This is a genomic window from Nonomuraea sp. NPDC048916 (assembly GCF_040649575.1).
Lineage (GTDB): Bacteria > Actinomycetota > Actinomycetes > Streptosporangiales > Streptosporangiaceae > Nonomuraea.
The window spans coordinates 13189-25214 of the sequence record NZ_JBEZFS010000013.1 but is presented as its reverse complement, the minus strand read 5'-3'; the positions used below and the strand labels follow the sequence as shown (position 1 = coordinate 25214).

Here is a 12026-nt window from a genome sequence, read left to right as displayed (position 1 = left end):
ATGACGGCAACGCTGATCGATCCCGAGGTTGAGACGGCGAGGCTGGCGGCCGTTCGCCGTTACCGGATCCTGGACACTCCACCCGACGGCACCTTCGACCGGATCGCGTTGCTCGCCTCCCGGATCTTCGGCGTGCCCATGGCCTCGGTGACGATCGTGGACGAGGACCGCGTCTGGTTCAAGGCGCGGACCGGCCTGCCGGAGGGCGTCTCCCAGATCGGCCGCGAGCCGGGGCTGTGCGTGTCGGCGATCCAGCAGCCGGCCCCCTACACCGTGACCGACGCCCTGACCGATCCGCGGACCACCGGCAACCCTGCGGTGCGCGAGCTCGGGGTGCGCTTCTACGCCGCCGCGCCGATCATCACCGCCGACGGCCACCGGCTGGGCACCGTCAACGTGCTGGGCGACCGGCCGCGCGAGGTCACCGACCAGGAGATGCGGACCCTGGCCGACCTGGCCGCCATGGTGGCGGGCGAGCTGGAGCGGCGCCTGTCGGTGATGAACATGCTCGCCCGCGAACGCAGCCTGCGCGAACAGGCCGAGGCCGAACGCCGCCGGCTGGAGCTGCTGACCTCGACGCTGCGCAGGGTGCTGCTGCCCCCGTCGCCGCCGAAGGTGCCGGGGCTGGACATCGCCACCCTCTACCACGTGGCCTCGGCCGACCAGGTGGGCGGCGACTTCTACGACGTGTTCCGCCTGGACGAGGAGCGCTGGGCGTTCTTCCTCGGCGACGTGTGCGGCAAGGGCGCCGAGGCGGCCGTGGTGACCGCCCTGGCCCGGCACACCCTCCGCGCCGCCGCCGTCTACGACGGCGACCCACGGGCCGCGCTGGCCAACCTGAACGCCGTACTGCTCGACGAGTATCTCGGCGCCGATCCCTGCTACTGCACGGTCGTGTACGGCGTGCTCACGTCCGGCCCCGACGGGGTCGAGGTCACCCTGGCCGGCGGCGGGCATCCTCCTGCCCTGGCGGTGCGGGCCGACGGCACCGTCGACGCCCTGCACACCCAGGGCGGCATGCTGGTCGGGCTGCTGCCGGAAGCCCACTTCGCCGTCGCGAGCACCCGGCTGGAACCCGGCGACGGGCTGCTGCTCTACACCGACGGGCTCACCGAGGCCCGCACCCGAGCCGGGCACATGTACGGTGAGGAGAGCCTGATGGGCCTGGCCGCCAAGCTCGCCGGGCGTCCCGCCGAGGCCATGGTGGCGAGGTTCGAGGACACACTGTCCACATTCGGCCCCGGTCTGACCGACGACACGGCCGTCCTGGCCCTGACCGTACCTCCGACCGTGAAAAGGCACTCCCGGTGACCGCACCAGTTCACATGACGCAGGTCTCGGCCGACGCCGCCACAGGGATCTGCGTGCTGTCCCTGACCGGCGAGCTCGACTACATCAACGCCGCGGAGCTCCGCGCCGACATCGAGGCCGTCCTCGCGCCCGAGCACCTCAACCTCGTGCTCGACCTGAGCGGCCTGGAGTTCTGCGACTCCACCGGCATCCGGGTCTTCCTCATCTTCCGCAAGCTCATGCTGGAGCGTGGCGGCTCGATCGCCCTTGCCGGGCTGACCACACGGCTCGAACGCATCTTCCGGATGACCGGCCTGTCCCAGGCGTTCCCCCTGTATCCGAGCGCCGAGCAGGCGACCGCCGCCGTGAAGGAAAGCGGCTGACCGGCCCCGCCGTCCTGCCGGAAATCCGGGCCCCCGCGCAGGGCGATCGCCGCGACCCGAAGGGCTATCGTTCGTCCATGGCGACCTACAGTCCAGGGCCGTTGCCCGACCCCCGGGGCACCAGATGTCGTTGCTGACCTACGCCTGCCAGCACCTCCCGGGCGTCACGGTGATCGCCGTGGGCGGTGAGCTCGACGCCACCAACGCGAGCCGGCTGGAGAGCTTCATCGACGAGTCGCGTCGGCGGCCCGACGACCACCTCGTGTTCGACCTGACCGAGATGTGCTTTCTCGACAGCTCGGGGTTACGGGTGCTGCTCAACGCCTACACCTACGGCACCCGGCAGGGCGGCAGCGTCCGACTGGCCGCGCTCCGGCCGATGCCCGCCCGGATGGTGCAGATCACCCGGATCGACGCCCACCTGCCCGTGCACCCGACGGTGGCGGAAGCCCTCACCACCGTCCTCGCCCCACCCACACCCGCTCCCGACAACGGTGACAGCGTGGCCTGACCGGCGGGCCCTACGGCCACACCCCGGCGCCCGCGGCGATCTCCGCGGCCGGCTCGCCGCGCCGGGCGAGCGGCGGCGTGTCCAGCCCGGCTCCGTCGTGCAGCCCCTCCACGAGCTCCCGCACGGCCTCACCCGCCGTGTGCCTCGGTGTCCACCCCAGCACGTCGCGGGCGCGGCCCACGTTCATCACCGGGATCTGCAGCGCCAGCTCCAGCAGCCCCGGCGCGGTGGGCAGGAGGCGCAGATGCCAGCCGGCGGCCACCGCGCTCCTGGCCATCCAGGCGGAGACCGGCACCGTCCGGGCGCCGAGCAACCTGGCGAGCTCCCCCGGGTCGAGCACCGGATCGGCGGCCAGGTTGAACGCCCCGCTGACCGGCCGCGTGACGGCCAGCCGGTAGGCCTCACCCGCGTCGTCCGCGTGCAGGGCCTGCAGGCGGAGACCGGGAATGTCGGGCACGAACGGGACCCGGCCGGGCCGGATCAGCCGCCGGGGCACGAGCGGGCCGGCGAACAGGCGCCGCTGCTCGGTCGCGGCCTCCCGCTTGAAGATGAAACCGGGCCGCATCCGCACCACCCGGATGCCCGGATGATCGTGCTCGAAGACGTCCAGCACCCGCTCGACATAGGCCTTCTCCCGGCCGTACGCGGCTCCCGGCCAGCCGTGGGTCGGCCAGCTCTCGTCCACCGCCCGGTCCTTGGGCCCCGGCGAGTACGCGCCGACCGACGAGGCGTGCACCAGGGCGGGCACCCCCGTCTCCGCCACCGCCCGGAAGACGCGCATGCTGCCCAGCACGTTGGCCCGCCAGGTCACGGTGGCGTCCCGGGCCGGCTGGAAGAGCCAGGCCAGGTGGACCACCGCGTCGGCGCCGTCGAAGATCCGCGTCAGGTCGTCGGTGACCACGTCCGCCCGCCGCCACTCGGTGCGTCCGCCACGCCAGCCCGGCATCCGCCGGGCGACGCCGAGGATGGAGGTCACGTCGCTGTCGGCCTCCAGCGCACGCACCACACTCGTGCCGACGTTTCCCGTCGCCCCCACCACGACCACTTTCATGCGTCCCCGCTGCCCCTGCTCGGTGGCCCGAAACCGTACGCTTCGAGCGCTGACCTCGATGGCTCGACGGCGAACGGCGTCAGGAGCCCGCCGCCTTCTCCAGCAGGGACAGGTGGTCCTCCACGGCGGGCAGCGCCGACTTGGCCAGTTCGACGACCTGGGGAGAGGACCCCCGGTCGATCTCCTGCTTGGTGGCGGCGATCGCCACCTTGTGCGCTGCGGTCATCTGCGACACGAACTCACGGTCGAACGTGCCCGTCGAGGCGGCCTCCAGCCTCTTGGCCTGCTCGCGCTGGGCCTCCGTCAGGCCCTCGGGCAGCTTCACCCGCAGCGTCTCGGCGAGCTCCACGAGCTTCGTGTCGAACTCGCCGTGGTCCTTGACCAGCATCTCGCCGATCGACTTGACCTGCTGTGTCGCGCCCTTCTTCTCGGCGAGCCGGCCTGCCTGGATCTCGGCGAGGTTGCCCCGGTGGATCCTGCGCAGCCAGACCTTGTCACGGTCGGAGGGCTGCACCGTTGCGGTGGCCGTGGGCGAGGCGGCCGCGAGGCCCGTCCCGGCGGTGGTGACGGCCCCTCCGCACCCGGCGGAGGCGGTGACGGCCAGGGCGGCGGTGAGCAGGCTCAGGCATGAGCGGCGAGTGGACATGGGATCCCCATTGGTCTGAAGCATGCGTTGACTACGAATAGACACTCTCCCTATACGCCGAGTAGTCAATGCGTCCAGCGCTTCAGCCGCCTGCCACACACCTCATGGGCGGACGTTGGCGTTGAGCCGGAAAAGGTTGCCCGGGTCATAGACGCGCTTGACCGCCGCCAACCGCTCATACGTCTCCGCCGGATAGGTGGCGGCGAGGTCGTCGGGCGTGATCCGGGTCAGGAAGTTGCCATAGGCGCCCGCGGTGTGCGGGCCGAGCATCCGCCACAGGGCCTCGAAGTCGCCCAGCAGCGGCTCGTGGTCCTCGGGGGCGCCCAGCACGACCGTCGACAGCATGATCTCGCTGTCACGGTGCGCGAACGCGGTGGCCCCGGCGGGCACGCGGTTCATCGCGCCGCCCAGGGCGCGCAGCTCGAAGAGCATCATCGGGATCGTGCCCACGGCGGCCGCGACCGCGTCGGCGAGCTCGTCCGCGAAGCACGGCACGAACCTGTTGCGGACCAGCGGCCGCCAGGCCGGCGGCAGCTCGGACGGCTCCTCCAGCACCTGCGCGTACGGCACGGTGGCGATCTCCTCGCTCAGCACCTCGCCCAGCTTCATCAGGGGCGCGACGGCGGCGGGATCGTCCCCGGCGTGGCAGGCGGTGATCATGATCATGGCCGGCGCCCCGTCGCCGAACGCGGGCAGCACGTGGACGATCGTGGTGAGGTCGTCGCCCGCCTCCCGCATGACGTCGCGCCACCCCTTGAGCACGGCGGCGGCGCCGGTGTCCGCCGGATAGGCGACGCGCGCGAACGTGACCTCCGCCTGAGGCCGGGCGGACACCTCGAACGTGGTCACCACGCCGAAGTTGCCCCCGCCGCCGCGGAGCGCCCAGAACAGGTCGGCGTGCTCCTTCTCGTCGGCCCGCACGACGCGGCCGTCGGCCGTGACGACCTCGGCGGCGACCAGGTGGTCCAGGGCGAGCCCGTGCTTGCGCACCAGCCAGCCGATCCCGCCGCCCAGCATCAGCCCGCCCACCCCCACGGTCGAGGTGTCACCGGAGGAGACGGCCAGGCCGTGCGGCGCCAGCGTGCGCGCCACCTCACCCCAGCGGGCCCCCGCGCCGATCCGCACCAGGTGCCCGGGACCGCCGACGACCTCGACCCGGTCGATCGGCGACAGGTCGATCACCAGGCCGCCGTCGTTGGTGCCGAACCCGGCACCGCTGTGGCCGCCGCCGCGCACCGACAGCGGCAGCCCCTCCTCGCGGGCGAACGCGATCGCCCGCGCCACCCGCGCGGCGTCCTCGCACCGGACGACGTAGGCCGGGCTGCCGATGTGCGCGAAGGTACGTCGCAGCCGTTCATAGTCCTCGTCGCCGGGACGGACGACCTCGCCGAGCGTGGGATGTGCGGTCATCGTGGTTTCCCTCCAGGTCGGGAGCGCTTTCGCGACCTGGTCGGAGCGGGAGCCGGATTCTCGACACCCGTGCCCGCACGTGTGACTGCTGGGACCGATCATTACTCCAGCTACTCCAGAGGCTTTACACACTCCGTATTGGATGAGTAACTACTCGTAGTGAAAGCTTTGCGGGAGGAGTGTTGTGCCATGACGGTCGGCTTCACTCAGAATCTTGTCGGACCACGCATTGACGATCGGCTGGCCCGTTTCCTCGAATCCTGGCGTGCCCCCATCAGCGATCCGGACGTCGTGGCGGCCTACCGGCTGCTGACCGACTTCATCCTCAACGGCGGCAAACGGATCCGGCCGCAACTGTGCTACTGGGGCTGGCGCGGCGCCGGCGGCGACGACTGCGACGAGATCATCAGCGCGGCGGCGGCGCTCGAGCTGTGCCACGCCGGGCTGCTCATCCACGACGACATCATGGACGGCAGCGAGCTGCGCCGCGGCCAGTCGACCGTCCACCGCAGCCTCTCCCGGCTGCACCAGGGGCCGGGAGCCGACAACTTCGGCCAGGCCGGCGGCATCCTGCTCGGCACCCTCAGCCTGGCCTGGTCCGACGCCCTGCTGTCCTCCTGCGGGGTCGAGCCCGTCCGGCTGCGCGCCGCGCACCACCTGTTCGACGCCATGCGCAGCGAGGTCATCAGCGGCCAATACCTCGACATGCTGGCCCAGCTCCGGTCCGGCGCCACCGTACGCGAGGCGCTCACGGTGATCCGCTACAAGACGGCCAAATACACCGTCGAGCGCCCGCTGCAGATAGGCGGCGCGCTGGCCGGCGCGCCGCCCGAGCTGCTCGACTCCTACTCCCGCTTCGGCCTGCCACTGGGTGAGGCGTTCCAGCTCCGCGACGACGTGCTGGGCACGTTCGGCTCCTCGGCCGAGACGGGCAAGTCGGCGCTCGACGACCTGCGCGAGGGCAAGCACACGGTCCTGTTCGCGCACGCCGTGCACCGGGCGACGCCCGCCCAGCAGTCCTACCTGCGCGCCTGGCACGGCCACCCCGAGCTCACCGAGGAGCAGGCCGCCGAGCTGCGCCAGATCATCCGCGCGACAGGCGCGCTGAGCGAGGTCGAGGACATGATCGACGACCGCGTCCGGGTGGCCACCGATGCCCTCGCGCTGGCGCCGCTCGCCCCCGAGGCGCGCAGCGCGCTGACCGTGCTCGCCGTCCAGCTCGCCCACCGCGACCGCTAGAAGGAGCAGCTCATCGCCCGAGCGCCACCGGCGTTCCCGTACGCCATGGAACGTTCCAGCAACCCCAGGCCAGGCCAACAGATGAAGATGGGTGGTGCAGCATGACCGAAACGACCGAATCAACCGCGCCCAACGACCAGCAGCAGCTCAGCCTCGGCACCGACGCCGCGCGCAATCTCGCCACGACCACCAAGACCCCGCCGCAGATGCAGGAGATCACCTCCCGGTGGCTGCTGAAGCTGCTGCCGTGGGTGCAGACCGCCGGCGGCGTCTTCCGGGTCAACCGGCGGCTGACCTACACCCTGGGAGACGGCCGGATCACGTTCACCACGACGGGCGCGGAGGTCCGGGTCATCCCCGCGGAGCTGACCGAGCTGCCCCCGCTGCGCGGCTTCGACGACATGGAGATCCTGGAGGCCCTGGCCGACCGCTTCACCCAGCGCGAATGCGAGCCCGGCCAGGCGATCGTCGCCGAGGACGGCCCGGTCGACCAGCTCGTCCTGATCGCGCACGGCAAGGTGGTCAAGGTCGGGCACGGCGCCTACGGCGACGAGCAGAACCTCGGCGTGCTGGCCGACGGCGACTACCTGGGCGAGGGGCTGCTGACCGACCCCGGCCGGTTCGAATTCACCGCGAAGGCGGTGACCTCGTGCACCGTGCTCACCCTGTCCCGCCAGGACTTCCAGCAGGTCCTCGACCGGTCGCCGGAGCTTCGCGAACATCTCGACCGGCTGCGCGACAGCGGCGGCAAGGCCCAGAACGACTACGGCGAGGCCGCGATCGAGATGTCGGCCGGGCACTCCGGCGAGCCGACACTGCCCGGCACGTTCGTCGACTACGAGTCGAGCCCCCGCGAGTACGAACTGAGCGTGGCGCAGACGATCCTGCGGGTCCACACCAGGGTCTCCGATCTCTACAACCAGCCGATGAGCCAGCTCGACCAGCAGCTCCGGCTGACCATCGAGGCGTTGCGCGAGCGGCAGGAGCACGAGCTGATCAACAGCCGGGAGTTCGGCCTGCTGCACAACGCCGACTTCAGCCAGCGCATCCGCACCCGCACCGGCCCGCCCACCCCCGACGACCTCGACGAGCTGCTGTCCAAGGTGTGGAAGGAGCCGGCCTTCTTCCTGGCCCACCCGCAGGCCATCGCCGCCTTCGGCAGGGAGTGCTCCAAGCGGGGGCTCTACCCCCAGTCCAGCGAGGTCAACGGGCACCGGGTGCCGGCCTGGCGCGGAGTGCCGATCTTCCCGTGTAACAAGATCCCGGTCACCGGCACCCGCACCAGCTCGATCCTGCTCATGCGCACCGGGCAGGAGAACCAAGGGGTCGTCGGCCTGCACCAGACGGGCATCCCCGACGAGTACCAACCGAGCCTGTCGGTCAGGTTCATGAACATCAACGAGCAGGCCGTCATCTCCTACCTGGTCACCGCCTACTACTCGGCCGCCGTCCTGGTGCCCGACGCGCTCGGCGTCCTCGAGGACGTCGAGATCGGCCGCGAGGACTAGGTAGGCATCGGGTCTGGGGATTGGTGGTGTTCGGTTTGACGGAGTGGGACCAGTCGAGCGACACGCGGCTGAGCTTGGACACCGCGGCGGCGCGCACGCTCGCCACGACGACCAAGACGGCCGCGCAGATGCGGGAGATCTCCCCGCGCTGGCTGCTGCGGGTGCTTCCCTGGGTGGAGGTGGCCGGCGGGAGCTACCGGGTGAACCGACGGCTCAGCTACCCGGTGGGCGGCGGCCGGGTGAGCTTCATGAGTGCGGGCCCGCGCGTGCGGGTGGTCCCGCCGAGCCTGACCGAGCTCCCGCTGCTGCGCGGGTTCGACGACGAGGGGATGCTGGAGACCCTCGCCGGGCTGTTCGAGCAGCGGGAGTTCGGCCGGGGCGAGACGATCGCGCGAGCGGGCGAGCCGGCCGGCAGCCTGCTCCTGATCGCTCACGGCAGAGCCGCCAAACTCCAGACCGGCCAGTACGGCGACAGCGTCGTGCGGGCGACGCTGTCCGACGGCGACCACGCCGGGGCCGACCCCCCGTCGCCGCACGCGCGCTGGGCGTTCACCCTGGAGGCCCGCACCCCGTGCACGGTGCTGGCCCTGCCGTGGGAGGTGTTCCGGGTGGCGGCGAACCGTTCGCCGTCACTCCAGGCCCACCTCGCACGTCATCGCGCCGCGAAGGCCAGACCGCGCAACAAGTACGGCGAGGCGGCCGTCGAGCTGGCCGCCGGTCACCGGGGCGAGCCCACGCTGCCGGGCACCTTCGTCGACTACGAGCTCAGCCCGCGCGTCTACGAGCTGAGCGTCTCCCAGGCGGTGCTCCGGGTGCACACCCGGGTCGCCGACCTGTTCAGCGAGCCGATGGACCAGACCGCGGAGCAGCTCCGGCTGACCATCGAGGCGGTCCGCGAGTCGCAGGAGCGCGAGCTGCTGAGCGACCCCGGCTTCGGGTTGCTGCACAACGTCGACCCCCGGCAGCGGCTGTCCACCCGCAGCGGCCCGCCCACGCCCGACGACCTCGACGAGTTGCTCACCCGCCGCAAGAAGACGCGTTACCTGCTCGCCCACCCGCTCGCCATCGCCGCCTTCGGCCGCGAGTGCAGCCGCCGTGGCGTCTACCCGCAGCCCGTCGACGTGGCCGGCACGGTGGTGTCCGGCTGGCGCGGCGTGCCGATCCTGCCGTGCGACAAGCTCCCGGTCACCCGGCACGGCACCACCTCGATCCTCGCGTTCAGAACGGGCGAGGCCGATCAGGGCGTCGTCGGCCTGCACCAGACCGGCCTGCCCGGCGAGCGGGAGCCCGGCCTCAGCGTCCGCGACATGGGCATCGACGAGCGGGCCATCGTCACCTACCTGGTCAGCGCCTACTACTCCGTCGCGGTCCTGGTGCCCGACGCGCTCGGCATGCTGGACCACGTCGAGATCGGAGCCACCTGATGAGCGATCAGCCGTTCGAACTGCCCGACTTCTACCTGCCGTATCCCGCGCGGCTCAACCCCCACGTGGAGGAGGCCAGAGAGCACTCCGAGCGCTGGGCGCGCGACATGGGGATGCTGGAGGGCTCGGGCATCTGGACCGTCGACGACCTTCGCGCCCACGACTACGCCCTGCTGTGCGCCTACACACATCCCGACTGCGACGGGCCCGAGCTGTGCCTGATCACCGACTGGTACGTGTGGGTGTTCTTCTTCGACGACCACTTCCTGGAGACCTTCAAGCGGTCGGGCGACCGCGAGGGCGGCAAGGCCTATCTCGACCGGTTGCCGGCCTTCATGCCCATGGAGCTGACCGGCGGCCTGCCCGAGCCGGCCAACCCGGTGGAGGCCGGGCTGGCCGACCTGTGGGCCCGCACGGTGCCCGCCCGCTCGGCCGACTGGCGGGCGCGCTTCGCCGAGAGCACCCGCCATCTGCTCAACGAGTCGCTCTGGGAGCTGTCCAACATCAACGCGCACCGGGTGCCCAACCCGGTCGAGTACATCGAGATGCGGCGCAAGGTCGGCGGCGCGCCGTGGTCGGCGGGGCTGATCGAGCACGCCGTGGGGGCGGAGGTGCCCGCGCGCATCGCCGGCTCCCGGCCGATGCGGGTGCTGCGCGACGCGTTCTCCGACGGAGTCCACCTGCGCAACGACCTGTTCTCCTACCAGCGCGAGGTCGACGACGAGGGCGAGCTGAGCAACGGGGTCCTGGTCCTGGAGACGTTCCTCGGCTGCACCACCCAGGAGGCGGCCGACGCGGTCAACGACCTGCTCACCTCACGGCTGCAGCAGTTCGAGCACACCACCCTCACCGAGCTCGGCCCGCTCTTCCTGGAGCACGGCCTGGACCCACTCTCCTGCGCGGGCGTGCTGGCCTACGTCAAGGGCCTCCAGGATTGGCAGTCGGGCGGCCACGAATGGCACATGCGGTCCAGCCGCTACATGAACGAGCGCGCGAGGACGGGCGACGGCCTGGGCCCGAAGTCGATCGCCGCCCTGCTCGGCGCCCAGCGGATCCGCTCGTTCACCCATGTCCCGCACCAGCCCGTCGGCCCGTCGCGGATTCCCGAGCTGCCCATGCCCTTCGAGCACCGGCTCTCGCCCCACCTCGACCGCTCACGCGCGAACGTCATCGCCTGGGCCCACGAGATGGGCATCCTGGAGGCGCAGCCCGGGGTCAGCGGCTCGGCCGTCTGGGACGAGCAGAAGATGGCCGACTACGACCTGCCGCTGTGCGCGGCCGGCATCCACCCCGACGCCTCCCCGGAGGAGCTCGACCTGTCGTCGGCCTGGCTGGCCTGGGGCACCTACGGCGACGACTACTTCCCCGTCGTCTTCGGCCGCACCCGCAACCTGGCCGCCGCCCGCGTCACCGTCGAACGGCTGCGCGCGTTCATGCCACTCGACGGCTCCGCCCTCCCCGCGCCGGCCAGCGCGCTCGAACGCGGCCTCGCCGACCTGTGGTCCCGTACGGCGGGGCCGATGGAGCCCGGCGCTCGCCGCAGGTTCCGCACGGCCGTCGAGGACATGATCGACAGCTGGCTGTGGGAGCTGGACAACCAGGCGCTCAACCGCGTCCCCGACCCCGTCGACTACATCGAGATGCGCCGCAAGACGTTCGGCGCCGACCTCACGGCCAGCCTGTGCCGCCTCGGCCACGGCGACGTGGTGCCCCGCGAGGTCTACGACAGCGGCCCCATGCGATCGCTGGAGGGCTCCGCGATGGACTACGCCGGCCTCCTCAACGACGTCTACTCGTACCAGAAGGAGATCGAGTTCGAGGGTGAGGTGCACAACTGCGTCCTCGTGGTGCAGAACTTCTTCGACTGCGACTATCCGGCCGCGCTGGACGTCGTGGCCGACCTGATGGCGTCGCGGATGCGCCAGTTCCAGCACGTGGCCGAGCACGAGCTGCCCGTCCTGTACGACGACTTCGAGCTGTCGGAGGAGGCTCGCGAAGTGCTGGGCGGCTACGTTCGCGACCTGGAGAACTGGATGTCGGGGATCCTGGTCTGGCACCGCGACTGCCGGCGCTACGACGAGAGCTCCCTGCGCCGCCACCACCAGCCGCCACGGCGACGGCTGGGGGGGCCGATCGGCCTCGGCACCTCGGCCGCGACCATCGTCCCCGGCGCTACGGCTGCACCCGCAAGGCCGTGCCGCCCGCTTCCGGGTGCAGCCGGTAGTACCACCCCATCAGGGTCAGCAGCCGGCGTTGGTACGGCGTGACGTTGTGCAGCCGTATCCAGCACTCAGATGGGGGCACGGTGGGCATGATCAGCGCACGCAGCCCGGACAGATCGATGAAGGCCAGCGCGCCGGTGTCGACGGTGACCTGGCCGCAGCCCCGGCGGCAGCGCGTCAGCGCCCTGAGCAGCTCTTCGCTGTTGGTCACGTCGATCTCACCGACGAGCGTCAGGAGTGGAGGGTCCGTCACCTCGGTCAGGGTGATCCGGACGAGGCCGTCCTCGTAGATCAGCTGATGCGTGACGTCCGCGTCATCGCTCACCGGCCTCACACCCCCTC

The 12026-nt window shown here is 71.4% G+C and carries 11 protein-coding genes; 7 read left to right on the top strand and 4 right to left on the bottom strand.

The window, feature by feature from the left end:
- From AB0C16_RS15835 to AB0C16_RS15825, 3 genes are all read left to right on the top strand, one after another.
- A complete protein-coding gene (locus AB0C16_RS15835; protein WP_357683128.1) occupies positions 1-1311 on the top strand; it encodes a GAF domain-containing SpoIIE family protein phosphatase in 1311 nt (436 codons plus the stop codon).
- On the top strand, positions 1308-1673 hold the full coding sequence (locus tag AB0C16_RS15830) for an STAS domain-containing protein (protein ID WP_357683125.1): 366 nt from the start codon (positions 1308-1310) through the stop codon (positions 1671-1673). Before AB0C16_RS15835 ends, AB0C16_RS15830 begins: the two co-directional genes overlap by 4 nt.
- Before the next feature lie 124 nt (positions 1674-1797).
- Positions 1798-2184 carry an STAS domain-containing protein gene (locus AB0C16_RS15825; protein ID WP_357683123.1) on the top strand — a complete coding sequence of 129 codons (387 nt, stop codon included), beginning with the start codon at positions 1798-1800 and terminating at the stop codon, positions 2182-2184.
- A gap of 10 nt (positions 2185-2194) precedes the next feature.
- Here the strand turns inward: AB0C16_RS15825 and AB0C16_RS15820 are convergent, their stop codons facing one another.
- From AB0C16_RS15820 to AB0C16_RS15810, 3 genes are all read right to left on the bottom strand, one after another.
- Complete coding sequence (locus tag AB0C16_RS15820; RefSeq protein ID WP_357683120.1) at positions 2195-3235, bottom strand: NAD-dependent epimerase/dehydratase family protein; 1041 nt, start codon at positions 3233-3235, stop codon at positions 2195-2197.
- Between the two features lie 79 nt (positions 3236-3314).
- Positions 3315-3881, bottom strand: coding sequence for a DUF4142 domain-containing protein (locus AB0C16_RS15815; RefSeq protein WP_357683118.1), 567 nt, complete (start codon positions 3879-3881; stop codon positions 3315-3317).
- Positions 3882-3983: 102 nt separating this feature from the next.
- On the bottom strand, positions 3984-5291 hold the full coding sequence (locus AB0C16_RS15810) for an FAD-binding oxidoreductase (protein ID WP_357683116.1): 1308 nt from the start codon (positions 5289-5291) through the stop codon (positions 3984-3986).
- A 189-nt stretch (positions 5292-5480) separates the two neighbouring features.
- Between AB0C16_RS15810 and AB0C16_RS15805 the strand changes: the two genes are divergently transcribed.
- The 4 genes from AB0C16_RS15805 (at position 5481) to AB0C16_RS15790 (ending at position 11729) form a co-directional block, all read left to right on the top strand.
- Entirely contained in the window at positions 5481-6530 is a 1050-nt protein-coding gene (locus AB0C16_RS15805) for a polyprenyl synthetase family protein (RefSeq protein WP_357683114.1), read from the top strand.
- Between the two features lie 101 nt (positions 6531-6631).
- Positions 6632-8038 carry a family 2B encapsulin nanocompartment shell protein gene (locus tag AB0C16_RS15800; protein ID WP_357683112.1) on the top strand — a complete coding sequence of 469 codons (1407 nt, stop codon included), beginning with the start codon at positions 6632-6634 and terminating at the stop codon, positions 8036-8038.
- Between the two features lie 35 nt (positions 8039-8073).
- Complete coding sequence (locus AB0C16_RS15795) at positions 8074-9462, top strand: family 2B encapsulin nanocompartment shell protein (protein WP_357683717.1); 1389 nt, start codon at positions 8074-8076, stop codon at positions 9460-9462.
- The gene (locus AB0C16_RS15790) at positions 9462-11729 is read left to right on the top strand and encodes a terpene synthase family protein (protein ID WP_357683110.1); all 2268 of its coding nucleotides are present in this window, start codon (positions 9462-9464) and stop codon (positions 11727-11729) included. The genes AB0C16_RS15795 and AB0C16_RS15790 overlap by 1 nt, the downstream gene beginning before the upstream one ends.
- Here AB0C16_RS15790 and AB0C16_RS15785 read toward each other — a convergent pair.
- A complete protein-coding gene (locus AB0C16_RS15785; RefSeq protein ID WP_357683107.1) occupies positions 11635-12009 on the bottom strand; it encodes an STAS domain-containing protein in 375 nt (124 codons plus the stop codon). The genes AB0C16_RS15790 and AB0C16_RS15785 overlap by 95 nt on opposite strands.
- Positions 12010-12026 lie beyond the last annotated feature (17 nt).